This window comes from Gallibacterium genomosp. 1 (assembly GCF_000771875.1).
Classification (GTDB): Bacteria; Pseudomonadota; Gammaproteobacteria; order Enterobacterales; family Pasteurellaceae; genus Gallibacterium.
This window is the reverse complement of record NZ_JPXX01000004.1, coordinates 1-26,378: the sequence shown is the minus strand read 5'-3', so window position 1 is coordinate 26,378 and position 26,378 is coordinate 1. Positions and strand designations below refer to the sequence as shown.

Annotated in this window: 29 protein-coding genes; 18 read left to right on the top strand and 11 right to left on the bottom strand. The window is 35.7% G+C overall.

All coding sequences use genetic code 11. From position 1 onward, the window contains the following. Positions 1–114: 114 nt before the first annotated feature. From JP36_RS01195 to lptM, 11 genes are all read right to left on the bottom strand, one after another. Positions 115–927, bottom strand: coding sequence for a transporter substrate-binding domain-containing protein (locus tag JP36_RS01195; protein ID WP_039171151.1), 813 nt, complete (start codon positions 925–927; stop codon positions 115–117). Between the two features lie 110 nt (positions 928–1,037). Beyond that, a complete protein-coding gene (prmA, locus tag JP36_RS01190) occupies positions 1,038–1,919 on the bottom strand; it encodes a 50S ribosomal protein L11 methyltransferase (protein WP_039171149.1) in 882 nt (293 codons plus the stop codon). Further along, positions 1,900–3,351: a sodium/pantothenate symporter gene (gene panF / locus JP36_RS01185; RefSeq protein WP_039171146.1), complete on the bottom strand. Its 1,452-nt coding sequence runs from the start codon at positions 3,349–3,351 to the stop codon at positions 1,900–1,902. The genes prmA and panF overlap by 20 nt, the downstream gene beginning before the upstream one ends. Continuing rightward, on the bottom strand, positions 3,348–3,605 hold the full coding sequence (locus JP36_RS01180; protein WP_021460903.1) for a YhdT family protein: 258 nt from the start codon (positions 3,603–3,605) through the stop codon (positions 3,348–3,350). The genes panF and JP36_RS01180 overlap by 4 nt, the downstream gene beginning before the upstream one ends. 227 nt (positions 3,606–3,832) lie before the next feature. Continuing rightward, positions 3,833–5,539 (bottom strand): proline--tRNA ligase, encoded by a 1,707-nt coding sequence (proS, locus tag JP36_RS01175; RefSeq protein WP_039171143.1) that lies wholly within the window; start codon positions 5,537–5,539, stop codon positions 3,833–3,835. Between the two features lie 77 nt (positions 5,540–5,616). After that, positions 5,617–5,910 (bottom strand): AzlD family protein, encoded by a 294-nt coding sequence (locus JP36_RS01170; RefSeq protein ID WP_013746324.1) that lies wholly within the window; start codon positions 5,908–5,910, stop codon positions 5,617–5,619. After that, entirely contained in the window at positions 5,907–6,602 is a 696-nt protein-coding gene (locus tag JP36_RS01165; RefSeq protein WP_234702135.1) for an AzlC family ABC transporter permease, read from the bottom strand. The genes JP36_RS01170 and JP36_RS01165 overlap by 4 nt, the downstream gene beginning before the upstream one ends. 128 nt (positions 6,603–6,730) lie before the next feature. After that, the gene (locus JP36_RS01160; protein ID WP_039171138.1) at positions 6,731–8,032 is read right to left on the bottom strand and encodes an MFS transporter; all 1,302 of its coding nucleotides are present in this window, start codon (positions 8,030–8,032) and stop codon (positions 6,731–6,733) included. A 182-nt stretch (positions 8,033–8,214) separates the two neighbouring features. Further along, on the bottom strand, positions 8,215–8,577 hold the full coding sequence (locus JP36_RS01155; RefSeq protein ID WP_039171135.1) for a PepSY domain-containing protein: 363 nt from the start codon (positions 8,575–8,577) through the stop codon (positions 8,215–8,217). A 191-nt stretch (positions 8,578–8,768) separates the two neighbouring features. Beyond that, positions 8,769–10,022 carry a diaminopimelate decarboxylase gene (lysA, locus tag JP36_RS01150; RefSeq protein ID WP_039171133.1) on the bottom strand — a complete coding sequence of 418 codons (1,254 nt, stop codon included), beginning with the start codon at positions 10,020–10,022 and terminating at the stop codon, positions 8,769–8,771. A 21-nt stretch (positions 10,023–10,043) separates the two neighbouring features. Beyond that, a complete protein-coding gene (lptM, locus tag JP36_RS11265) occupies positions 10,044–10,163 on the bottom strand; it encodes an LPS translocon maturation chaperone LptM (protein WP_039142951.1) in 120 nt (39 codons plus the stop codon). 110 nt (positions 10,164–10,273) lie between these two features. On the opposite strand from lptM, the gene cyaY reads away from it, so the two are divergent. From cyaY to JP36_RS01055, 18 genes are all read left to right on the top strand, one after another. Next, on the top strand, positions 10,274–10,588 hold the full coding sequence (gene cyaY / locus JP36_RS01140; RefSeq protein ID WP_039171130.1) for an iron donor protein CyaY: 315 nt from the start codon (positions 10,274–10,276) through the stop codon (positions 10,586–10,588). A 15-nt stretch (positions 10,589–10,603) separates the two neighbouring features. After that, positions 10,604–11,446 carry a phospholipase A gene (locus JP36_RS01135; protein WP_039171128.1) on the top strand — a complete coding sequence of 281 codons (843 nt, stop codon included), beginning with the start codon at positions 10,604–10,606 and terminating at the stop codon, positions 11,444–11,446. Continuing rightward, on the top strand, positions 11,436–13,271 hold the full coding sequence (gene recQ / locus JP36_RS01130) for a DNA helicase RecQ (protein WP_039171125.1): 1,836 nt from the start codon (positions 11,436–11,438) through the stop codon (positions 13,269–13,271). Before JP36_RS01135 ends, recQ begins: the two co-directional genes overlap by 11 nt. Positions 13,272–13,524: 253 nt before the next feature. Further along, entirely contained in the window at positions 13,525–14,541 is a 1,017-nt protein-coding gene (locus tag JP36_RS01125) for a 4-hydroxythreonine-4-phosphate dehydrogenase PdxA (RefSeq protein WP_039171121.1), read from the top strand. A 21-nt stretch (positions 14,542–14,562) separates the two neighbouring features. Then, positions 14,563–15,567 carry a dihydroxyacetone kinase subunit DhaK gene (locus JP36_RS01120; RefSeq protein WP_039171118.1) on the top strand — a complete coding sequence of 335 codons (1,005 nt, stop codon included), beginning with the start codon at positions 14,563–14,565 and terminating at the stop codon, positions 15,565–15,567. Position 15,568: 1 nt separating this feature from the next. After that, complete coding sequence (dhaL, locus tag JP36_RS01115; RefSeq protein WP_039159334.1) at positions 15,569–16,195, top strand: dihydroxyacetone kinase subunit DhaL; 627 nt, start codon at positions 15,569–15,571, stop codon at positions 16,193–16,195. Between the two features lie 67 nt (positions 16,196–16,262). Beyond that, a complete protein-coding gene (locus JP36_RS01110; RefSeq protein WP_039171115.1) occupies positions 16,263–17,198 on the top strand; it encodes a Bug family tripartite tricarboxylate transporter substrate binding protein in 936 nt (311 codons plus the stop codon). A 35-nt stretch (positions 17,199–17,233) separates the two neighbouring features. Next, complete coding sequence (locus JP36_RS01105; protein ID WP_039159330.1) at positions 17,234–17,695, top strand: tripartite tricarboxylate transporter TctB family protein; 462 nt, start codon at positions 17,234–17,236, stop codon at positions 17,693–17,695. Between the two features lie 3 nt (positions 17,696–17,698). Continuing rightward, the gene (locus JP36_RS01100; RefSeq protein WP_039163667.1) at positions 17,699–19,192 is read left to right on the top strand and encodes a tripartite tricarboxylate transporter permease; all 1,494 of its coding nucleotides are present in this window, start codon (positions 17,699–17,701) and stop codon (positions 19,190–19,192) included. Between the two features lie 33 nt (positions 19,193–19,225). After that, complete coding sequence (locus JP36_RS01095) at positions 19,226–20,062, top strand: sugar phosphate isomerase/epimerase family protein (RefSeq protein ID WP_039171112.1); 837 nt, start codon at positions 19,226–19,228, stop codon at positions 20,060–20,062. 9 nt (positions 20,063–20,071) lie between these two features. After that, positions 20,072–21,028, top strand: coding sequence for a sugar-binding transcriptional regulator (locus tag JP36_RS01090; protein ID WP_039159324.1), 957 nt, complete (start codon positions 20,072–20,074; stop codon positions 21,026–21,028). Positions 21,029–21,047: 19 nt separating this feature from the next. Beyond that, complete coding sequence (gene rpiB / locus JP36_RS01085; protein WP_039159322.1) at positions 21,048–21,500, top strand: ribose 5-phosphate isomerase B; 453 nt, start codon at positions 21,048–21,050, stop codon at positions 21,498–21,500. 52 nt (positions 21,501–21,552) lie between these two features. After that, positions 21,553–22,530, top strand: coding sequence for a TRAP transporter substrate-binding protein (locus JP36_RS01080; protein WP_039159320.1), 978 nt, complete (start codon positions 21,553–21,555; stop codon positions 22,528–22,530). 43 nt (positions 22,531–22,573) lie between these two features. After that, positions 22,574–23,050, top strand: coding sequence for a TRAP transporter small permease (locus JP36_RS01075; protein WP_039171109.1), 477 nt, complete (start codon positions 22,574–22,576; stop codon positions 23,048–23,050). Continuing rightward, entirely contained in the window at positions 23,050–24,342 is a 1,293-nt protein-coding gene (locus JP36_RS01070; protein WP_039159316.1) for a TRAP transporter large permease, read from the top strand. The genes JP36_RS01075 and JP36_RS01070 overlap by 1 nt, the downstream gene beginning before the upstream one ends. A gap of 14 nt (positions 24,343–24,356) precedes the next feature. Beyond that, positions 24,357–25,037 carry a cyclase family protein gene (locus JP36_RS01065; protein WP_039171107.1) on the top strand — a complete coding sequence of 227 codons (681 nt, stop codon included), beginning with the start codon at positions 24,357–24,359 and terminating at the stop codon, positions 25,035–25,037. Positions 25,038–25,041: 4 nt separating this feature from the next. Further along, the gene (locus tag JP36_RS01060) at positions 25,042–26,088 is read left to right on the top strand and encodes a triose-phosphate isomerase (RefSeq protein WP_039171104.1); all 1,047 of its coding nucleotides are present in this window, start codon (positions 25,042–25,044) and stop codon (positions 26,086–26,088) included. Between the two features lie 36 nt (positions 26,089–26,124). Continuing rightward, positions 26,125–26,378 (top strand): transaldolase family protein (locus JP36_RS01055; protein ID WP_039171100.1); only part of this gene is annotated, 254 nt, incomplete at its 3' end.

The following is a 26,378-nucleotide window of genomic DNA, read 5'->3' as shown; positions in this document are numbered from 1 at the left end:
TTGTTAATAATGTATTTTGACCAATAAAAATCTTTCTATAAAACAACTGCCCCTATAGGATTTTAATCTATAAGGGCAGTCTATTATTAATAAAGGTGTTTTGATAAAAGGTTTTTACTGAATAGTGGAAACATCTTCACCGAAAAATTGTTCTGACAGCTGTTTTAATTTTCCCTCTTTTTTCAATTTCTCAATGGCGGCATTTACTTTCTCAATCGCGGCAGTATTGCCTTTATTAAAGATAAAACCTGAACCGAGTTGGTTTTTATCGCGTAGAACAATTTCAAGATTTGCATTCGGATGTTTGTGTAAGAAATCTAACACCGCTAAACGGTCATTTAAAGTTACATCGGCTCGATTCTGTAACACTAATTGTAATGCTTGAGCCAAACCGTCAACCCCGATAATTTCCGCACCGTTTTTGGTGGCTAATTCACCATAGTTACTGGTAAAAGATTGTGCTGATTTTAATCCTTTAAGATCCGCCCACTCTTTAATACGTTGGTCGCCTTTGCGTGCTACGGCAACTGCACCGGAATAGCTATATTCTAGGGATTTGTCATATTTTGCACGGCGTTCAGGTGTAGTTAATGCAACCTGATTGGCGACAAGATCAAAGCGGTGGTTATTTAATCCGGAAAGCATTGCATCCCATTGCGTTTCTTTGAATTCTACTTTCACTCCGAGTTCGCTGGCTACTAGGCGAGCTAATTCAACATCATATCCGGTCAATTTTCCTGATTCATCGTGGTAAGTAAATGGAGGATAGGTACCTTCGGTACCGACCACGATTGTGCCTTTGTCGTTAACACGTTTGGCTAAATCGGCAGCCGCTTCTTCGTTGCTTAATGCAAATGCGGATTGAGCTAAAGCAAAGCTTAATGTAACTAAAAATGTAGTTTTTAAGTATTGTTTAATCGTTTTCATCACTATTTTCCTTAAAATGTTTTAAAACTCTTTGAGCAGTCTAACGTGACTATCCAAAGAGTTAAAATAGCTGATTGTATTTTTTTATAACTAAAGGTTATAAAAATTGGTTACTTTTTGTTGCCGGTGATTCGACACCACTCTTCACGCTCCGCTATCGGATCGAGTTCGAATTGATCGGCATAAGCTGCGGCGACCGCTTCACTTTGTGTGAATAACACGCCGGAAAGTCCGAGTTTTCCCTGAGGAATCACTAATGATGAGATGATAGGTGCAAGTTCTTTTAATGGGCCGGCTAGAATATTGGCAACAACTACATCTGCTTTAAGATCGTTCGGTGTATCGGCAGAAAGATAGAGCTGTAAACGATCTTCTACACCGTTGCGTTTAGCATTTTCACGACTGGCTTGGATCGCTTGTGGATCAATATCAATACCTATTGCGTTTTTTGCTCCCAATTTTAGGGCGGCAATAGCGAGAATGCCAGAACCACAACCGAAATCAATAATAGTTTTATCTTGTAAATCAAGGGAATCAAGCCACTCTAAACAGAGGGCGGTTGTTGGATGTGTGCCGGTGCCAAACGCAAGACCCGGATCTAACATCACATTAACGGCGGTTGGATCAGGAATTTCACGCCAGCTTGGGCAGATCCATAATCTTTTGCCGAATTTAAGCGGATGGAAATTATCCATCCATTCACGTTCCCAATCTTTGTCTTCGATTTGCTCAATTTTGTAAGCCGTTTGTTGCTGAATTTGTCCCTGTTCACGCAAGGCTGCAACAATCTCTTGCATATCAGTTTCTGCATCGAACAATGCCATTACATCGGTATTTCCCCAAAGACGAGTTTCTCCGGGTAATGGTTCAAAAATCGGCGTATCTTTGCTATCCATAAAGGTAACGGATACCGCACCTAACTCTTCTAAACAATCACTAAGTTGTTCTGCCAGTTCATTTGTGCTGTTTAATCTAATTTGTAGCCAAGCCATAATTATCCTTTATCTGTTTTTCACCAAATTTGTTTGCAATTAAAAAAGCGATTAAACCCAGTGCAAGTGAAGGCACGATTGCATGTAATCCGAATGGTTTAATCGCTGCGGTAGTAAAGCCAATATAAACACCAAGACCGGTGATCATCGATGCGATTCCACCGTAAGCGTTGGCTTTATCCCAATAAAGTCCGAGAATAATAACCCATAAAAAGGCAGCTTCCAAACCGCCGAAAGCAAATAAATTGAGCCAAATAATCATATCAGGTGGATTTAATGCGGCAAGCACTAATAATGCGCTTAACGTCAGCGTCAATACAGTTGAGAAACGGCTGATTTTTTTCTGATCTTTTGCCGCTTCAGGTTTGGCGGAAAGATAAAGATCCTTTACAAAAATAGAGGAAGATTGAATAAGTTGAGCATCAATGGTTGACATAATGGCAGACATTGGTGCAGCGAGGAAAATGCCGGCAATAATTGGTGGCAATACTTTTACCATTAATGCCGGAATGACTTGATCGGGGATAGTTAAATCAGGAATAACCGCTCTTCCCAATGCCCCAGCGAGATGCATTCCGAACATTACAATTGTCAAAACAATTGTGCCGATAATCATTCCTCGATGTAATGCCTTGCTGTCTTTATAAGACATACAACGCACGGCAGTATGTGGTAATCCGATGACGCCAAAGCAGACTAAAACCCAGAATGAAGCCATAAAAGAGAAACTTAACATTTCGTTCGGGCCATAAGGAGAAACGAGTGCAGGATCAATTTCGCTGAGAGTAGTCATCGCTTTTTCAATACCTCCGGCGGCATAGATGACACCTAATAAGAGAATAATAGTACCAAGGATCATTACTGTGCCTTGAATAGTATCGGTTAACACTACAGCACGGAAGCCACCGATAAAGGTATATAAACCGACAGTAATGGCGAAAATTAATAATGCTTGTGTATAAGTTAAGCCGATAGTAGTTTCCAATAAACGTGCACCACCGATAAATTGCACGGTCATTGCTGCAAAAAAAGCCACCAATAGTGCAAAGCAGGAGATCCAGACTAAATATTTATTTTTATAGCGATAAAAGAGAATATCATTGATGGTGAGTGCATTGGTTTCACGAGATAATATAGCGAATTTTTTACCGAGTGTGCCTAAAGCTAACCAGACAACCGGCACTTGGATCATTGCTAATAATACCCAGCCTAAACCGAATTTATAAGCTGCTCCCGGACCGCCGACAAAAGAACTGGCACTGGCATAAGTTGCAGCAGTGGTCATTGCCAATACGAAACCTGTCATAGAACGATTTCCGACATAGTATTCCGTTAAAAAATCACCTTGATGCCGTTTGCTATAAGCATACAATGCTGCGCCGAAAATAAAGGCTAAATAAATGACAAGGGGGAAAATAACACCTAAATTCATTGCAACTCCTTATCATCGCTGTTTTCAAGAGAAATTTCCTGAAAGAAAATTTTAATTACCCAATGGCAAACTACAATAAAGAGAATCGGTAAATAGATACAAGCTAATTCAAACCATAACGGAAAACCTAAAGGACCACTGCTGTTTTCAGGCAAATAAGCACATATACACCAACCAATAACATAAAGAATGGCTAACAGCAGCGTTATTTTTGCTTCTTTTGTGGCTTGACGATAACGTTGTATTTTTGACATTGTTTACTCCTGTAATTATGAAATGTCTTTTATCAGAATTTCCTTAGTGGTTGAAAGTCCTGTCTGTTTGCAGCTGTAAAAATGTATTTAATTCGGAAAAGATGTAACTATAAATTCATAGCATAATGTTTTTATGTGTTGTTTTATAATTTGGAACATTTTTATGGTATTTCGCTTAAATACAAAGGGCTTGGTATAACCAAGCCCATCATATAAACGATATAACATTATTTCAATTTTTCTGTAATAAATTTAACAAGTTGTTGTTTATCAACCATCTGTTTTTCACCACTACGACGAGATTTATATTCAATTTCACCTTTTTCGAGGTTTTTTTCACCGATAATAATCATATGTGGAATACCGATTAATTCCATATCAGCAAACATCACTCCGGGACGCTCTTTGCGGTCATCAAATAATACTTCAATACCTTGTTTTAACAGAGTTTGATAAAGCTCTTCTGCATATTGTTGTACGGCGGTTGATTTATGCATATTCATTGGCACAATTGCCACTTGGAATGGGGCAAGCGTGTCGCTCCAAATAATACCTCGTTCATCGTGGCTTTGCTCAATTGCGGCTGCCACCACACGAGTAATACCAATACCGTAACAGCCCATCATCATTGTTTGGGGTTTGCCGTCTTCGCCTTGTACAGTAGCTTTCATAGCTTCGGAATATTTTTTACCAAGTTGGAAAATATGGCCAACTTCAATACCACGTTTAATTAACAAGGTTCCTTTACCACAAGGGCTTGGATCGCCTTCTACTACATTGCGGATATCGGCAATTTGTGGCGTTGGCAAATCACGATCCCAGTTAATACCAAAATAGTGTTTTCCATCAATATTCGCACCGGCACCGAAGTCGCTCATATTGGCAACGGTACGATCAATGACAATTTCCAATGGCAGATTAAGTGGCCCTAATGAACCCGGACCGGCGCCGACAGCGGCACGAATTTCTTCTTCTGTAGCAAAAGTTAATGGTGCAGCAACTTGAGGCAATTTTTCTGCTTTAACTTCATTTAATTCGTGATCACCACGAACGAGTAGTGCAATCAGTTTGCCCTCTTCTTCACCTTTTACAATTAAGGTTTTTACGGTTTTTTCAATCGGTAAATTGAACTGTTCTACTAATGCTGCAATTGTTTTGGCATTCGGTGTATCAACGATACGAAGTTCTTCTGTTGCCGCTTGACGTTCGCCTAATGCAACTGCTTCCGCCATTTCAATATTCGCAGCATAATCAGATTCGGTAGAGAAGACAATGTCATCTTCTCCGCTATCTGCTAACACTTGGAATTCGTGAGAGCCACTGCCGCCGATAGAACCGTTATCCGCCTGAACAGGACGGAAATCTAAGCCTAAACGATTGAAAATATTGCAGTAAGTTTGGTGCATTACATCATAAGTCTGTTGTAGACTTTCTCGATCCAAGTGGAAAGAGTAGCCATCTTTCATAATAAATTCACGAGAACGCATTACCCCGAAACGTGGGCGGACTTCATCACGGAATTTAGTTTGAATTTGATAAAGATTGATAGGCAACTGTTTATAAGAAGATAATTCACGGCGAGCTAAATCGGTGATGACTTCTTCGTGGGTCGGGCCAAGTACGAATGGGCGGTCGCCACGATCGGTAAAGCGGAGTAATTCAGGGCCGTATTGCTCCCAACGATGAGATTCCTGCCAGAGATCAGCTGGTTGAACTACCGGCATTATTACTTCAATAGCACCGCTTTTATTCATCTCTTCACGCACAATATTTTCCACTTTTTTCAATACGCGAACACCGGTTGGCAACCAAGTGTATAAACCGGCAGCAAGTTTACGGATCATACCTGCGCGTAACATTAATTGATGACTGACTACTTCGGCATCAGTTGGAGTTTCTTTTAAGGTTGAAAGTAAATATTGACTAGTACGCATAACAAAATTCCATTAAAAACAAAAAAATTGGCGGTATTCTAGCATTTGCCACCGATTGGCGGAATAGCTGAACCGAATTAACCAAGAAAATGTCTAGCAATCCCGGTTGCTATAATGCCGATAATAACAGTTGGTAAAAATGAAAAACGGATTGCCGCTAAAAAGGTGATGATTAATCCGATCCAGTCCGCTGGATTACTGCTAGTAAATTCCGGCGCAATAACAGAAATTAGTACGCACGCTGGTACTTGAGCCAATAAGTTTTTTGCTGTCGGACTTAATTGTTTCTTTTGTAGTAAAAAGAAACCGAGAAGCCGAGTCGAATAGGTTACCGCTGCCATAGATAGAATAGTTAATACTTCCCAACTCATTTGTGTTTCTCCAGCCACCAAGCCACAATTAAACCACTGACAGTACCTAATAAAACATACCAAGCTCCATCGATAAATTTATAACTAAATGCTGCAACTAACAGACTGACTAACCAAGCAATCGCCGCACGAAAACCCGCCCACATTCCTTTGAGCAACACCAAAAATACGGCAACGAAAGCCATATCAAAACCATATTGTTTAATATCGCCTAATACCGGCCCCAACCAAGCACCGACCGCCGTTGAGATAATCCAAGTGCTGTAAAGCGACAATGCCATACAGAAGTAATAACGTAGATTGAGCTGGCGCAACGCGTTTTGCTTGATGTTATTTAATGCCAATGCCCAACACTCATCGCACATAAAGAACAGCACCAGCAGTGATTTCGGCAAGGAGATGCCTTTCAAATAAGGCGTGAGTGCGGCACTCATTAAAATATGACGACAGTTGATTAATAAGGTCGCCATTGCAATCAGTAATAATGGTGGGGGTGAAGCCCATAATCCTACTGCGGCAAATTCCGAACCGCCGGCAAAATTTACACCGGTCATAAACGGCACTTGCCACACTTTCATATGTTGCGCGGCGGCTTGAGCGCCTAAAACAAAACCGAAAGGGATAAAACCGAGCATCACGGGGAAGGCATCTTTGAAGCCTTGTAACATCATTTTTTGCTTAGTTTGTTGCATACAGTCTTATATCGTGACAACAGAAATAGAAAGGGAATCAGTATAACCAAGATTTTGATAATGGCTAGTTATCAAACCTAATATTTGCGCTTTTTATGGATGGCGTGCCAACACGCCATCATAAAAAATTAATCTTTTTGGTAAGTTTTTAGATAGCTTAACGCCAACGTGGAGAGTAATAACACAACGGCAACGCCGATATAAAGGCTCTGCTTATCCCAACCCTGATCTAACAGAATGCCGGCGATGGTTGGCGCTAAAATAGCTCCGATACGTCCGACACCGATCGCTGTGCCTACGCCGGTGCTACGAATTTCCGCAGCATAAACACTAGGGTTTAAAGTGTAAAGCCCACTGATACAACCGTTGATCAAGGCACCGACTAAAATACCGAGAATCATTGCCAGCCAAAGGATTGAAGCGGATAGAATAAAACAGACAACCACTAGAGCTGAAAGTATTGTAAAAATAACTGATACTTTTTTAGGTGACCAATAACTTGCCAATAGACCAAAAAACAGTGCGCCAACCGTACCGCCGAGAGAAATCATCATTCCAATGCTAACGCTTTGTTCCATTGTCATTCCAGCTTCTTTTAATAAAGCTGGTGTCCACGAACTAATAAAATAGAAACTGAACATAATGGTAAAGAATGCTGTCCATAAAAGGAGTGTAGAGCGGAGATAATCTTGCTTCAGCAGACGTGAAAACGGCAAAGCGGAAGTGTGGTTTTCTACTGTTTTTTCAGGCAGTTGCCATTGATCGCCTAGACCCATTTTCACGGTAATTCGATTGAGTTTTTGAACAGCATTTTTAGGTTGTTTCACTAATAGAAAATCAATTGATTCTGGCAACCAAAAAATAACGATGACTAAACAGATTGCGGTTAGCACTGCACCAGATAAAAAGACAGAACGCCAACCATATTCGGCCTGTAACATTACGGAAAACATTCCTCCTAAAACCGCACCGACACCAAATCCGGCAGCATAGATACTGATAGCTAAACTACGCCAACGTTGAGAGGAGTATTCACTGGTTAGAACGTTGGTGCCGACTAAAATTCCGCCTACGCCCAAACCGGTAATCACGCGCCATACCGCTAACCATTGTTGATTCGGTGTAAAGGCAGAACCGAACATTCCGATAGCAGATAATAAGACCGCAATGATTAATAATGGTCTACGTCCAATTTTGTCTGCTATTGGTGCGAGAAAAAGTGAACCGGCAGTCATTCCTAATAATCCGGCACTTAATAGAGTACCAAGCTCAACACCGCTTAATGCAAATTCCTGACGAATTGCTGTGGCGGTAAATGCGAGAGCGAGAACATCAAAACCGTCAAGCAGATTCATAATGGCTGCAATAATCACGATGCTCCATTGAAATGCACTCATAGAACTCATCGCAATAGTGTTGCGTAAAGACATAAAAATTCCTTCCTTATTAAATTATTGAATATTATTTTTGTGAAAAGCACATCGATAATAACGGAAACAAATCAGTAAGAAAACAGGAATTTAATTAAAAAAAAACAGTAGCCGTTTCCGACTACTGTAAAGTTGGGGGTAATTTAGTTTAGTTGATTTAAGATCGTTGGAATAAGTAATCGCTAGTGACCACGTTTATGGTGTCTATCACCATCACGACAGCCGGTATCTTTCACTTCGTTTCTGATGATCTCAGAAGTAACAGCGTCAATACGAAGTTCTTTTAATTGTTTGTCATTAGTTAAAATTTCAACTTCATAAAAAGGATTTCCCTTTCTATGCGGATGAAAATCGGCTTCAACGACGGTTCCCGCCTGTTTTTGTGTAGCAATGTCAATCGCTTGTACAAGTGTAATTTTGCTAGCATTTAATGCGCTTTCTAAACGAGGAAAGTCATCATTATCAGCTAAACTCACCTGCGCTGTGCCAATTGCTAACAATGCGACGGTTGATAACATTGCGATTTTTTTTATTATTTTAGACATTTTATTTGTACTCCTTTTATGATGGTTACTTCAAACACAAATGGGTAAGCAGACATTCTGCGTTTTCAGTGGTTGTAAGTATAAAAATGAAAAATTAGCGAAAAATTAGAAAAAGAAATTTTTTGAAAAATTTGTAATTAGGTGAAAGGCAGGGCGAATTTTTAGGAATATCGCCCTGTAAAAGTAGTATTTTATTCGTCAATAAGTTGTTCACACGCCCATAACTCTTCAAAACGTTCGCGGCGTTTGATGAGATGAGCTTTGTCGCCATCCACCAAAACTTCCGCTGCGCGCGGGTGAGAATTATAGTTTGATGCCATACTTGCACCATAAGCACCTGCTGAACGTTGAACAATAAAATCACCGGCAGCAATAGACAATCGTCTGCTTTTACCGAGAAAATCCGATGTTTCGCAGATTGGGCCGACAACATCATACACTTTAGCTTCACGATCTAAGGAGCGAGCTGCTTCAATAATTTCCATATAAGCCTGATACAATGCCGGACGGATCATATCGTTCATTCCGGCATCAACAATTGCGAAATTAAAATCTTCATTTGATTTTAGATATTCTACTTTTGTTACTAAAATGCCAGCATTAGCACTGATTGCACGTCCCGGCTCAAGGATGATTTCTAATTCCGGATATTGTTTAAATTTTGTCAATAATGCACTAGCATATTCGGTTGGATGAGGTGGTGTTTCATCACTGTAACGCACGCCTAAACCACCACCGAGATCGAGATGTTGTAATTCAATGCCGTCTTGACGTAATTGTTCCAACAAAATTAATAAACGATCCGCTGAATCTAAAAATGGTTGTAATTCAGTGAGTTGTGAACCAATGTGGCAATCCATACCGACAATTTGAATATGTGGCAATGTTTTTGCTAAGCGGTACACTTCTCTTGCTCGTTCCACACTGACACCAAATTTATTTTTCTTTAAGCCGGTTGAGATATAAGGATGAGTTTTTGCATCCACATCTGGATTAACACGCAAGGAGATCGGCGCTTTTTTATCTAATTTTGCTGCGACTTGATTAATGCGAAGCAACTCAGCTTCCGATTCTACATTGAAACAACGAATGCCGACCTCTAATGCTCGTTCAATTTCAGTATGGGATTTAGCCACACCAGAGAACACCACTTTATTGGCTTCGCCACCGGCGGCTAAAACGCGTTCAAGTTCGCCTTGTGAAACAATATCAAAGCCGGAGCCTAATTTGGCGAGTAAATTTAATAAAGCGATATTTGGGTTAGACTTTACGGCAAAACAGATAAGGTGCGGATGCCCTTTTAACGCAGAATCAAAAGCGTGCCAGTGGCGCTCCAATGTGGCGCGTGAATAAATATACAAAGGCGTACCGAATTGTTGTGCAAGCTGTTGGACAGAGATTTCTTCTGCCATTAATTGATCATTTTTATAATTGAAATAATCCATAAATCTGTTTTAACCTCAAAATTACTGTGTTTGTTGCTGTTGTTGTGCATTATCGTCAGGTGGCATATACAATGGACCTTTTACACCACAGGCGGTTAAGAAAAAGCTGCCGAGAATAAGAGTAAGTAATAATTTTTTCATAATGTGATCCTTAATCAATAGATGCTCTTTTTATCATTAATTTGTGCGTTATGCTATCTCTAACCGTTGAAAATCTCTATAATGACCGCTTATTTTGGGAGAAATTGATTATGAATAATGCAGAATATCATCAAATTGTTGAGCAAACTTGGCAACAGATAGAAGAAGAATTGGAACAGCAGGATTGCGATGTGGATTGTGATACACAAGGTTCTGTTTTTACCATTACTTTCAATGATGGTAGTCAAATTGTGGTGAATAAACAGGAGCCGCTACAGGAATTATGGCTGGCAAGCAAATTGGGGGGTTACCATTTCCACTATCAGAATGGACAATGGTTAAATGCGGAAGGCAAGAATTTTTGGCATTATTTAAGCGAAGCCTGTTCAGCATACGGCGAACAGGTTGAATTTTCTAACCAATAAAAAATAGGAGCAAAGATGCGTTTCAGATATAGCTTGGTCGCATTTTCTGCATTATTGGCGTTATCATCGGCAAGTGCGAGTTTATTGCCTTATCAAAGTAGAACGGCATTATTATTGACACAAGCACCGGATAATTTTGTTGGATTGCGACCATACGAACAGAATTATTTAATGGAAACTTTCTCCAATAAAAATTACAACTATCCTGAGAATATGCGACACGATGAGATTAAATTTCAAATTAGTGTGGCGTTACCTTTGTGGAAAGATATTTTAGGAAAAAACTCTGTACTTGCAGGATCCTATACGCAACGTTCTTGGTTTCAGTTTAGTAATCGAGGTGAATCCTCGCCATTCCGTGAAAGCAATTATCAACCACAGTTGTTTGTTGCTTGGGCAACCGACTATGATTTGCCGTTTGGTTGGAAATTGGTTGATATTGAAAGCGGAGTTGTTCACGTTTCCAATGGACGTAGCGATGAACAATTAAAATCACGTAGCTGGAATCGTATTTATTTGAGGGCGGCATTCAGCAAAGATAATTGGTTGGTGGAATTAAAACCTTATTGGAGAATTCCGGAAAAATCGGAAGATGATGATAATCCGGATATTGTTGATTATTATGGTTACGGTGATGTTAGTGTTGGTTATCGCATTGATGATCATATTCTTAAAACAACTGCACGTTATAACCCACGCACTAACAAAGGCGGAATGGAAATTTCTTGGAGTTACCCAATCACAAAATATGTTCGTGTCTATGCGCAGTATTATCACGGTTATGGTGAATCACTATTGGATTATAATCGATCCACAGATCGCATCGGTTTAGGTATTAGTTTAAACAATGTGTTCTAATGTTGAAGATCAGGTTGATATGCAATCGACCGGTCTTATCCGTGCAAAGTCCATTCTTCAAGACGTTTTTGGCTATCAACAATTTCGTCAAGGTCAGCAGCAAATTATTGAAGCAACATTGCGAGGTCAAAGTAGCTTTATTTTGATGGCAACAGGTGGAGGAAAATCGCTTTGCTACCAAATTCCAGCACTCTGTTTTTCTGGATTGACATTAGTGATTTCTCCTTTGATTGCTTTGATGCAAGATCAGGTTGATCAGCTTACGGCAAACGGTGTGGCAGCAGCTTATCTAAATTCAAGCCAAACCTTGCAACAGCAACGAGAAATTGAACAACAGGCGTTATCCGGAAAATTAAAATTACTCTATATTTCGCCGGAAAAAGTGATGACTACGGCGTTTTTCTATTTTATTCAGCAGTGTCAGGTGAGTTTTATTGCAATTGATGAAGCCCATTGTATTTCTCAATGGGGACACGATTTTCGCCCTGAGTATTCACAGTTGCGTAGCTTGACACGTGTTTTTCCCAATATTCCGATTATGGCGTTAACCGCAACGGCGGATCGAGTTACTCGAGAAGACATTCTCGAATTACTTAACTTACAGCAACCCTTTGTTTATATTGGTAGTTTTGACCGCCCAAATATTCGTTACACTGTGGTGGAAAAGTTTAAACCACAAGAACAGTTGCTTAAATTTATCAAATCACAGCAAGGTAAAAGTGGTATTATTTACGCCAACAGTCGTAATAAAGTTGAACGATTAGCAGAGATGCTACAACGTAAAGGTATCTCGGCAAAGGCTTATCACGCTGGTTTCAGTAATGAAATCAGGGAGCAGGTTCAGCACGATTTTCAACGTGACAATATTCAGATTATTGTTGCAACGATTGCATTTGGAATGGGTATTAATAAACCGAATATTCGTTTTGTATTGCATTATGATCTCCCGAGAAGTATTGAAGCTTATTATCAGGAAACAGGGCGGGCAGGGCGCGATGATCTACCGGCGGAAGCGGTGCTGTTTTATGATCATCAGGATTATTTGTGGTTGAATAAATTATTGCAGGAAAAAAATGATTCATCACAAAAAATGATTGAGCAGCATAAATTACAAGCGATGGGAGAATTTGCTGAGGCACAAACTTGTCGTCGTTTGGTATTACTCAATTATTTTGCTGAACACCGCCATCAACCTTGTAATAACTGTGATATTTGCCTTAACCCACCAAAAAAATATGATGGTCTAATTGATGCGCAAAAAATCCTTTCTACGGTTTATCGTACTGGTCAAAAGTTTGGTAGCTATTATGTGATTGCTGTATTGCGTGGCTTGCAAAATCAGAAAATTCAAGAGTTACAACACGATAAATTGTCCGTTTTTGGTATTGGCAAGGATAAATCTCAAGAATATTGGCATAGTGTGATCCGTCAATTAATTCATTTAGGCTTTTTAAGTCAAAATATTGCCAATTATTCAGCATTACAACTTACCGAAGCGGCCAGACCGGTTTTGCGTGGAGAAATGACATTATCGTTAGCGACACCAAGACAAAATCTTTCAATGATTAACCACGCCCATCGCTATCAAGCGAAGCAGGGTGATCGGGAACTATTCAATCAATTACGTAAACTCAGAAAACAACTTTCTGATCGGGATAATATTCCGCCTTATGCTGTATTCAATGATGCTACATTGGAAGAAATGGCACGAGAAATGCCAACCACACTTTCTGAAATGTTACAAATCAATGGAGTAGGGTTTAAGAAATTAGAACGTTATGCTCAATCATTTTTAAAAGTTATTACAACATATAAACCCAATTAAAAACTTATGTTCTATAAGTGTTCATATAGTTATTCTATAATGAAATAGATTTGTTATTAATTCCTTCTTTTTTTCCTAAAAATGTGATCTTTATCTCAAATATGACATATTTTTATACAATTATCCATTATTGTGAGCTTTATCACACATTTCAATATAAAAAAATGATTTAATACACCTATCAAAAGTTATTGTTATGAACATATGTTCATAATATAAAGTATTTTATAACATTAGTTTGATAGGGGAAATTATGCGGAAACCAACAATAGCATTAGTTTTAGGTGATCCTGCTGGCATAGGTCCGGAATTGGTCGCTAAATTGTTATCTCAGAAGGAGCAAAGAGATAAAGCTAATATTTTAATCATTGCAGATAAAGATGAATTACATAAAGGTATGGATATCGCACAACTGCAATTCCCTTATGATGAAATTACAGAGAATCAACTGCCTTCATTTTCGTATGAAAAAGGGATTCCTGCATTAATTTCATACAAAAATTCAAATTTAAAACCTTTTGAATATGGTAAAGCCACTCAACAAAGTGGTGTATATATTTTAGAAACTTTGAAAAAAGCTGTGGAATATGCTCAGGCTGGATATGTGCAATCTATTTGTTTTGCACCATTAAATAAACAAGCTATGCATTTAGGTGGTTTAAAGTATCGTGATGAATTACATTGGTTTGCAGAACAAACTAATTTTGATGGTTTTGTGTGTGAGTTAAATGTTGTTGATAATATCTGGGCAAGTAGAGTGACTTCCCATATTCCATTCAAAGATATTGTACCTAATTTATCTATTCCAGCAGTTATTGATTGTATTCGTTTATTACATAGTTCTTTAGTACGTGCCGGTGTTACACAACCTAGAATTGCTGTACAAGCCTTAAACCCTCATGGTGGTGAAGGAGGTGTTTTCGGAGATGAAGAAATTACTATTATTAAGCCGGCGATGGAACACGCTCGTAAAGAATACCAAATTAATTTATATGGCCCATTTCCTAGTGATACGACGATGCATGAAGTGAAACGCCTTAATATTGATGGGGTAGTGTCAATGTATCACGACCAATTTTCTACTGCGCTTAAGCTTCTTGGTTTTGAACGAGGAGTCACAGTACAAGGTGGAATTCCTATTCCAATTACAACCGCTAATCATGGTACAGCGTATGACTTGTATGGCAAGAATATTGCTGTGCCAACAGCTTTTGAAGCTGCCTTTAATATTGCCGTTCGTATGGGCAAAGGTGTCCTTGAATCAGAATAAGACAATTTGGAGAAAAGTATTATGGCAAGAAAACCTAAAAAATTACTGAATAATCCTAATGCTGTTCCAGCAGAACAATTAGAGGGATTACTTTGTGCTTGTCGAGGCAAATTATTAAAAGTAGATGGTTATAGCGGTGTATATCGTGATCAAATTCGGAATGATCAGGTTGTAGTTGTCACAGGAGGTGGAAGTGGACACGAGCCTATGTTTGCAGGTTATGTAGGGCAAGGATTGGCTGATGCAGCGGCACTAGGTGAGATTTTTGCATCACCATCCCCTGACATCATTATAGAAACAACAAAAGTAGTTGAACAAGGTCAAGGCGTGTTATTCGTTTATGGTAATTATGCTGGCGATAATATGAACTTTGATATTGCAGCTGAACTTTTAGAAGAGGAAGGAATTCAAGTTAAAACTGTACGTGTAACAGATGATATTTCTGCAGCACCCATTTCTAAAATGAGTGATAGACGTGGTGTTGCTGGTGATATGTATGTTCTGAAGATTGCTGGGGCTGCTGTTGAGTCTGGTTATGATTTAGAACAGGTCTATGAAGTAACTAAAAAAGCAAATTTTAACACAAGAACTATAGGCGTAGCTTTAGGGGCTTGTTCTATTCCCCAAACAGGAAAATTTAATTTTGAGTTGGAAGATGATGAATTAGAACTTGGTATGGGAATTCATGGTGAGCCAGGTGTTAGAAGACAAAAAATGACAACTGCTGATCAAATTAATGGTGAGATGGTTGAGCGTTTATGTAATGACATTGAATTACAAAGTGAAGACAAAGTCTGTGTGACCATTAATAACTTAGGTGGCTCAACTTATACCGAATTATTAATTGCTTATCGAAAAGTTCATCAAGAATTAACGAAGCGAAATATACAAATTTATGATGTTTTAATCGGCTCTTATTGTACTTCACAAGAAATGGCGGGTTATTCAATAACAATTTTCCGTTTAGACGATGAATTACAAAAATTATATGACATGCCTTGTAACAGTTTTGCTTGGAGAAAATGATATGAATTTAACAGAAACAAGAGAAATGCTTTTATATACAGCTGAAAAAATGGTCAGTAGTGAACCGATGTTGACAGAATTAGATTTAAAAATTGGTGATGGAGATCATGGATTAGGTATGCAACGAGGTTTTGCAGCTGTTCGAGATTTACTTTCAAGTAATGATTTTTCACCTAAAGATGTTGGCGAATTATTTTTAAAGGCTGGTACTAAGATGATGTCAAGTATGGGGGGAGCTTCCGGTGCAATATTTGGCACATTATTCAGAGCAGGGGGAAAAGCTATAGCGGGTCAACAAGAATTTAATAGCGTAGTTCTTTCACAATTTTTAGTTGCAGGATCAGCAGCAGTTTTTGCTAGAGGTGGGGCTAAACCAGGCGATAAAACGATGATTGATTCATTGGTTGCAGCCGAAAAACAGTCAGAAAAAGTGATGAATGATGATTTAGGTAGTGCATTATCGAGCGTAGCTAAAGCTGCGGCAGAGGGGGCTGAAGAAACGCGTAATCAAGTTGCTGTTTTTGGTCGTGCAAAAAGTTTAGGGGAACGCTCATTAGGGCATGTAGATCCAGGTGCAGTATCTATGTCTTTGATTATTAAATATATGTCTGAGTTTGTGAATAAATAAGCTGTTACTTTAAATTTTTTGAAAAAATCTGATTTATTTTATTAAAAGTTTTTTAAAGGGGACAAATATGAAAAAAGTTTTATTGTTAACTTCACTGGCCGTGATATCAACAGCTGCAATTGCATTTCCTAATAAAAACTTAGAAATGGTCACTCATTCTGGTGCAGGTGGTGGAACAGATTTAACTGCAAGAATGGTAGCAAGTTTATCTGAGCCACTATTAGGAAAATCAATCACAATTGTCAACAAAAAAGGTGGTGGTGGCTTACTGTCATTAGATTATGTGACATCACGGCCAGCAGATGGACATACTATTTTGACATATACAAGTGGACAGGCTGGTGAAATAGCTAAAGGTAGTTCAAAAACAACGTTAAGTGATTGGATTCCAATTGCAAGGGCAACAGATGATCCTCAAATTTTAATGGTGAAATGTAATCGTTTTAAAGATGTAAATCAATTTATAGAGTCACAAAAAACGAAAGCTCTTACTTATGGTACTACTCATTTAGGTGGAATTGATGATGTATCCGCATTTGCATTTACGACAAAAGCTAATGTGAAGACTGCAGAAGTTATTCCATTTGACAGTGCAAATGAAGTTGCTACTCAAATTGTTGCTGGAGGTGTTGATGTTGGTGTTTTGAATCTAGGTGAAGCTAAAGTACAAATTAGTGCAGGACAAGTTTGTCCGATAGTGGTTCTCTCAGACAGTAGAATGAAATCTTTACCCACTGTATATACAGCAAAAGAATTAGGAATTCCTGTAAGTTTATCTACTGTTAGAGGATTTGTTGTGAAGGCAGGAACACCTAAAGATATTGTTGAAAAACTTGAAAAAACTTTTATAGAAGCTATGTCAAAACCGGAATTCCAGAAGTTCTTAGATAATCTTGGCTTAGATGAGACTTCTATTGCAGGTAAAGAAGTGTGGTCCAAACAATTAGAAGAAAGTGATAAAGAAATGCGTGAATCACTAAAACAATTAGGCTTTATTCAATAATATTGAAATAATTTATTAGCAATAAGGAGAGTATTATGAGAAGTAAGAAAGATTTATTCATATTCTTTACTATTTTTGTATTTTCAAGTGTAGTTATTTATCTTGCTTCTCAATTTAGAGAGTTACCTCCTATTTTACAGAGAGGACTACAACCATCAACTTTTCCTATTATATGTGCGTCTTTTATTATTTTATTAAGCTTTATCTTATGGTTAAGAGGAAGTAAAGAAAAGGATATATTTGATACTAATTTTAATTATATAACTATAAAGGTTCTTCTTCTTATTCCAATATTTATTTTAGTTTTAAATGTGGATTTCTTCTTAGCTATAATGTTATTTTCTTTAGCTATTCATCTTTTGTGGGCAGATAAAATAAAAATATTTCCTATTATTTTGTTGACTATTATCTTACCTGTTTTTATTTATGTATTATTTGAGCAGATTTTAGGTGTGAAATTTCCTGATGGTATAGTAATAAATTATATAAGAGGATGAACCATGGATATTGTGTGGAATGCGTTAGGTAATTTAGCGAATATTGAGTTATTAATCTGGATTATGGTTGCTTCTATAGGTGGAATATTGATTGGATCATTACCTGGATTGAATGCTACGACGGGGGTAGCATTGATTCTTCCGTTTACTATTACAATGGATCCTATATCTGCATCGACAATTATGCTTACTATTTATTGTGCTGCAACCTTTGCTGGAGCAATTACTGCTATTTTAATTAATACTCCAGGAACATCTGCAAGTGCAACAACTTGCTTAGATGGTTATCCTTTAGCTCAGCGAGGAGAAGCTGGTAGAGCATTAGGTATTGCAACAGTTTCTTCTGGAATAGGTGGAATAATTAGTGTCATTTGTTTAATGATTGCAGCTCCTCTTCTTGCAGATATTGCTTATAAATTTTCTCCACCAGAATATTTAACTTTAACAATTTTTGCTATTTCTATGTTAGCTACTGTTGGGAATAGCTCAGTTTTAAAAAATTTATTATCAGGTTTGTTAGGGATATTAATTGCTACTATAGGAGTGGATCCTTTAACAACTATAGATCGTTTTACATTCGGAGTTTCTGCATTATATGAAGGAATTAATTTAGTTCCAATGATGATCGGCATTTTTGGAATTAGTGAACTATTCATTCAAATTTCTAGATCATCTATAACAGGTAATTTAGTGAAAATGGATAAGATCAAATTACCATCTTATTCAGATTATAAGCGAATTTGGAAAACTATTCTGCGCTCTACTGGAATAGGTACATTTATTGGTATTTTACCTGCTGAAGGGGCTACTGTGGCATCAATAGTAGGTTATAACGAAGCTAAACGTTGGTCAAAAAGACCTGAAGAGTTTGGTAATGGATCTATTGAAGGTATTGCAGGGTCTGAAGCTGCAAATAATGCAGCAACAGGAGGTTCTATGGTACCAAGTTTGGCATTAGGAATACCAGGTAGCCCTACAGCAGCTGTAATTGTAGCTGGTTTAATGATTCATGGGATAAACCCTGGTCCTAATTTGTTTATTGAAAATGGCGAGGCTGTTTATACAATTTTTTGGTCTATGCTTTTAGCAAATATTATATTTTTTATTATTGGGTTAGCTGGAGCTAAGTTATTCGCACGTATTACCTTTATTCCTACATCTATTTTATGGCCAATGGTGTTTGTTTTTTGTATTGTCGGTGCATATGCAGTTAATTTATCTGTAGTTGATGTTTATGTAGCATTAATTTTTGGTGTACTTGGATATTTAATGAGACTATTTGGTTTTTCAGTTATTCCTTTGACTATAGGTTTAATTTTAGGTGGCGTATTGGAATTAAGATTAGGACAGACTATTACAATGGTTAAAGGCAATTGGTGGCTTATATTAGAACGTCCAATATCTGTATTTTTTATTTTAGCTACAGTTCTTGTTTTTACTATGCCAATTATAAAAATTTATTGGAATAAAATTAAATTATTAGGAAAAAATGAATAGCTTATAAAGTTTCTATTATGTGAGGAGATAGGAATGAAAAATAACTTAAAATTAGCTGTTAATACTTCTATTTATGATGGATATGATCTAGAAACTATTTTTTCTTCTATTAAAAAATGCGGATTTAATTATTTTGAATTAGCTTATAACCAAGGATATGTTAGTAATTTGAATCAAGATCTTTTTAGTGAAGAAAATGCTAGATATATTAATTATCTTAAAAATAAGTATAAATTAGATACTTTGGCTTTAGGATGTACAATGGATCTATCAACAGAAGGATTATATGATATTTTTTCTGCTCGCCTCACATTTGCTAATTTAATAGGAGCTAAATATATTAATGTCTGTACTACCAAACTAGAAAATAAAGATAAATTAATAATAAATTTAAAATCACTAAAGAGTCTATTAGAAAAAAATCATTGTATTTTATGTTTAGAGAATGCAGGAGATTATAACTTCAATGCTTTTGTAAAATTAGAAGATGGGATTGGAATATTAAATCAATTAGATAATGATTTTTATGCAATAAATTTTGATCCGGGAAATATGTTAACTTATGATATAAAGTTAAATTTAATAGAACAATCAATGAACTCTATTAAATATTGTAAATATTTTCATATTAAAGATGTAATTATTGAAGATGATAAGTTCAGGTTTACAGCTATAGGAGATGGAATGATTGATTATTGTAATATTGTTAGTCAATTAAAGCGTAGTAATATTCCTTGTAGTTTGGAAATTCCATTAAGGATATATCGGGAATTAGATTCTACGCCAAAAAAATTTGAACATAAAATTGATATTAATGTAATTGAAGAAACTTTAATTAAGTCTAGAAAATATATTGAGAATTTTATTTAGGAAATCTATATGGCAGATTTGAAAGAAATTGATTTATTGACCGAAATTGCAATTGCTTATTATGAACATGAATTAACACAAGAAGAAATTGCAAATAAATTTAATCTTTCACGAATAAAAATAGGTCGGTTACTTAAAAAGGCTAGAGAAGAAGGTGTAGTTGAAATTAATGTGAAATATCACCCGATTTATACTTCTCAATTAGAAAAAAGATTAATTGACGAATTTGGTATTCAAAGAGCGTTAATTGCTATAGATGAGCAAAATGAAACAGAACAGAGAAGGCAAGTTGCTGCGTTAGTAAGTTCATATTTGTCTCATACATTAAAAGATGGAATGACGATAGCAGTAGGACAAGGGCGTAATGTGGCATCTGTAGGGGAACATATTGGTATTTTCCCTGCAAAATCTTGCAAGTTTATTTGTGGTATTGGTGGTGTGCAAAGAAATGGCGAACCTGTAGATGCTGATCATACTTGTAGAAATTTGGCTAGAAATTTTAATGGTATTAATGAAACTTTATATGCACCAGCTTACCTTGAAAATAAGGAGTTTAGAGATGTTTTTATGAAAAATGGAGTTATCAAAGAAACTTTGGATCGAGCAAGAAAGGCTGATATTGCATTAGTTGGTATTGGTGATATGAATGAAAATAGCTATATGGTGCAATTAGGTTGGTTTACACCTCAAGAAGTTACAGAAGCAAAAAGGAATTTAGGTGTGATAGGTGATATTGCCGGATATGGCTTTTTTAATTTGCAAGGTGAACCAGTTGATACAGTAATGAATGATCGGGTTATTGGGCTAAGCCTTGATGATTTAAGAGCAATTCCTTGTGTGATTGGTATTGCATCTGAAAGTAGTAAAGCAATGGCTATATTAGGTGCATTAAGAACAGGCATTATCAATATCATTGCAACAACGGCAAGTAATGTAAATACCATTCTTAATTTAACGAAAATGTAATTCTTTAGGAGAGTTTAATATGAAAATAGCGATTGGCTGTGATGAAGCTGCATATAACTTGAAAGTTGAACTGATGAAATACTTAGATTCTTTAGGGATCGAATACGATGATTTTGGTGCTAAAGCAGGCGATATTGTTTTATATCCTGATGTTGCTGAGGCAGTAGCGTTAGCAGTTTCTGAAGGAAAATATGAACGTGCTATTTTAACTTGTGGTACTGGTATTGGTATGTCGATTACAGCAAATAAAATTCCAGGAGTAAGAGCTGCCGTATGTCATGATGTTTTTTCAGCAGAAAGGGCAAGGAAGAGTAACAATGCGCAAATTATTTGTTTTGGAGAACGAGTAATTGGTGTTGAGCTTGCTAAATATCTATTAAAAACGTGGTTAAATTGTGACTTCTCTGGTGGTGGTTCTACACCTAAAGTAGCCAAGATTAATGAGATTGATCAGAAATATCATAAATGCTGATTTTTCAATAAAAATTTATTCAATAATTAATAATATACAATTGAGGGTACTTATGAAAAAGCTTAATTTTATATCGGTAACAGTATTATCAGCCATATTCTCTTCAAGCATTTTAGCTGCGGAAACATATGAATTAGCATTAAGTCATTATGGTTCGCCAACAGATACTGTAAGTAAAGCAACAGAATTTATGGCTAAAAGAGTTAAAGAATTATCTCAAGGACGAATTACTATTAAGTTACATCCCAATAGTGAATTAGGCTCTTCAGGTACCCAAATTGATGGAACTAGAATGGGGACTATTGATATTGTAGTGGTAGGGAATCCTTATTATACAACTTTTAATGAGCAGCTTAATTTATTAGATCTGCCGTTTTTATTTAGAAATGAGGAACATGTAGAAAAAGTCTTAAATAGTGATGTCGGAGAAAAACTGTTAGGGTCTTTAGAACAATATGGATTAAAAGGTCTAGCTTTCTATGAAATTGGTTTTAGAGATATTACTAATAATAGGAGACAAGTTAAATCTGTAAAAGATTTATCCCATCTTAAATTAAGAACAACCCCAAATCCGGCACATATTGCAGCATTTAAAGAGTGGGGTGCTAATCCAACACCAATGCCATTTAATGAAGTCTATTTTTCATTGAAAACAGGTGTAATTGATGGTCAAGAAAATCCAATTCATCATATTTACAACAATAATCTTCAAGAAGTACAAAAATATTTATCATTAACCCATCATGCTTATACAGCTGCGCCAATGGCAATGAATTTAGATCGTTTTAATTCATTAGATAAGGAAGATCAAGAAATATTATTGAAGGCAGCAAAAGAGGGAGCAGATTTAGAGAAGAAACTAAATGTTGAAGAAAATAAAATTTATCTTGAGAAATTAAAACAACAAGGTATGCAAGTAGAAGAATTACCTGACGTTGCATCTTTCCAAATTGGAGCTAAAAAGGCTTGGGATGATTATGCCAAAAAATTTGGTGATCAAGAAATTAAGAAAATTTCTGAAACTAAATAATATATAGTTTTACTCTATACTTATATAAGAAGGGAGGGGCATTATGATTGAGAAATATGAGAAGTTTATTAGTAAGACGTTTTTATCTTTAGGATGTCTCTTTTTTCTTATTCTAGTTGTAATGACTTTTGTTCAAGTAATTACTAGATATGTTATTAATATTTCGTTCCCTTGGGCAGAAGAATTTTTAAGATTTTGTTATACCTATATGATCTTATTTGGAATATTAACAACAACACAAATACAGGTGCCTTTATTAAGAATAGCTATATTTGAGAAGTTTAAATATGGATGGTTATTATCATCGGCATTATATATTGTGATGTTAATTTCTTTAGTTTTATTAATTAAAGGTGGAATAAAGTTATATAGTATGAATTTGAATAGTTATTATTCTGCATTTAAGATTTCTATTTCTTGGGTTTATGTTCCATTTATTTTATGTTTATCTTTGGAAGTTGTCAGAATCATTATTGCTTTTATTTCATTAGCAAAAACTAAAGTTGTAGGGGAATTATAATGTCATTTATTGTTTTATTAGGCGTTATGTTTATATTAACTGTCTTTGGACTACCATTATTCTACAGTATTATTTTTTCCTCAATAGTTACTTTATTTTTATTTTTACCTTATGTACCTGTAACTATTGTTGCACAACAAGTTATGCAGGGTATTGATACTAATGCACTACAAGCATTAGCCTTCTTTTTCTTAGCTGGTGAATTGATGAGTGTTGGAGGAATTACAACAAGGATTATTCGTTTTGTAACATCATTTATTGGTCGTTGGAAAGGCTCTCTAGCTTATATTAATATTTTTTCCAGTTTATTTTTTGGATCTATTAGTGGATCAGCTGTTGCTTCTACAGCAGCAATTGGCAGCTCATTAATTCCGGAAATGAAAAAGAATAATTATCCAGCTCCTTTTTCTGCAGCATTAACACAATCTGCTTCAATTATTGGGCCAATTATTCCACCAAGTGTTCCTATGATCGTATTTGCTGCGTTAGCTGGAGCAGGTGTTTCTGTAGGAAAAATGTTTTTATCTGGTGTAATACCAGGACTACTTATTGCCTTTACACTTATCTTTGTTACTTTTGTTATTTCAAAAATGAAAGGTTTTGGTAATCAATCAACACCATTTAGCTGGAAAGAAGTTAAAGAAAGTTCAAAAGATGCTATTTGGGCTTTATTTTGTCCAATTATTATTCTATATGGAATTATTTCAGGTATGTTTACAGCAACAGAGGCAGGAGCAGTATCGGTTGTATATGCGTATCTAGTAGGAACATTTATTTATAAAGAATTAAATATAGAAAGATTAAAAAAAGCACTAATTTCATCTTTAAAGGGGACGATAACAGTTATGCTAATTGTTGGAGCATCTTCAATATTTGCATGGGTTATTGCAAGATTACAAATTAGTCATCAAGTTGCTAGTTATGTTTCAGAAATCTGTTCTTCTCCTTTATCCGCATTAATTTTAATTAATGTAATTGTTCTTTTTATTGGAATGATTATGGATCCTACAGCTGCTTTAACAATATTAGTTCCAGTATTTATGCCAATTATAAATCAATTCGGAATTTCACCTATCCATTTTGGTTTAGTCATTATTTTGAACTTAATGATTGGATTGGTTACTCCTCCAGTTGGTTATTTAATCTATTTATCTGCAAATATTGCTGAATGTGAACCAATAAAAGTATTAAAGAGTAGTATTCCATATTTACTATCTTTATTAGGATTATTAGTAATCTTAATATTAGTGCCAGAATTTAGTACTTATTTACCAAATGTATTCTTTAAATAAATGGGAGATTCATTATGGAAAAAGATTGGATTGACTTATCTATGCCTATCTCAAATAAACATGTACGTTGGAAAACAGTTATTGAGAAAAAAGGTAATTTTGATAATGGAGATTTATTTGAAGCAACACAAATAAAAGTATCTTGCCACGCTTTTACTCATATGGATGCGTTAAGTCATATTAATAAAGATGGTTATAATATATTGGATATTAATCCTAATATTTATATAGGAGAATTTTATATTGTTGATCTTTCTAAGGAAATCCAAGAAAATTTGGCTATTACAGAAGATATATTAAGAAGAGTGTGGCCAGATAATAATCCAGATAAGATCATTTTTAAAACGCATTGGGATACTTTTTATAGTTATAATTCTAAAGAATTTTGGACAAAGTCACCTTATTTAACAGATGATGCTGTGATATTTATGAAGAATAAAAATATTACTATTGTAGCATTTGATTTCCCTCAAGATTATCCAATCCGGTTTTGGGTGGAGAATAAAATGGATAAGCCTTTAGAAAAACATACGACACATTATCATTTATTATCCAAAGGTATAACGTTAGTAGAATATATCTGTAATACAAAAAATATTACAAGTCATAAAGTTTATGCAGTGATGGTTCCGATAGCTATTGAAAATGCAGATGGTTCTCCTTGTAGAGTATTAATAAAAAACATAAAGGAATAAATAAATGAAAAATAAGATTTATTTTGGTACTAATCTAAAAATGTATAAAGGGAATAAAGATGTTATTCATTATTTGTCAAGGTTAGGAGATTTATATAAAAGAGATATCAAAACTGATAATGTAGAGTTATTTGTTATACCATCTTATACAACTTTAAGTGATGCGACGAGTTTAATAAATAATAAATTTAATAATTTAATTGTGATTGGCGCACAAAATATGTGTTATGCTGATTCAGGTCAATTTACAGGTGAAATATCGCCATTAATGTTAAAAGAATTAGATATTAAATTAGTAATGATAGGACATTCTGAAAGACGCCATATCTTTAAAGAGACAGATGAAGAAGAAAATAAGAAAGTTCTTTCAGCATTAAAACATAAATTTATTACATTATTATGTGTTGGTGAAACATTAGAACAAAAAGAATATGGTATTTCAGATGAAATATTAAGAACACAATTAAAAATTGGCTTGAGTGGAGTAACTAAAGAGCAGTTACCTCTTGTTAGAATAGCTTATGAGCCTGTTTGGGCTATTGGTGAAAAAGGAATTCCAGCTTCTGCAGAATATGCAGATGAAAAGCATTCTGTAATTAAACAATGTTTATATGAGATGTTTAATAAAGAGGGATTAGATATTCCAGTATTATATGGAGGCAGTGTTAATCCGGAGAATGCTAATAAGTTAATAAATAAGAAATATATTGATGGGTTATTTATTGGTAGAAGTGCTTGGAATGCGGAAAATTTTATTGAGTTAATAAAAAATGCATTGGAGTCATTATCGCTTAATATTGAGAGTAATGAATATAATGAAATTGCTACTAAATTAATTGAATATTTAGGTGGAAAGAAGAATATTGTTGCATTAACTCACTGTGCAACAAGAATCAGAGTTGTATTAAATAATCCAGAGGAGATAAATAAAAATCAAATAGAAAAATTAGACTTAGTAAAAGGTTTGTTTTCTATTGCTAATCAATATCAAATTATTTTTGGGAAAGAAGTTGTAGATATTGTACATCAAAAAATGCAAAAACAACTTTAGTATGAAATTGGATAATTAATATTTAGGAGAAATAAAATGATGAATCAATTAGACACATTACGCAAAATGACAGTGGTTGTTGCCGACACCGGCGATATTGAAGCAATCAAAAAATACCAACCACAAGATGCAACCACCAATCCATCATTAGTATTAAGTGCCTCCCAACTACCACAATATGCTTCGTTAATTGATGAAGCTGTTGATTATGCAAAAAGTAAAAGTTCAGATAAAGCACAACAATTAATTGATGCAGAAGATAAATTAGCAGTAAATATTGGTTTGGAAAT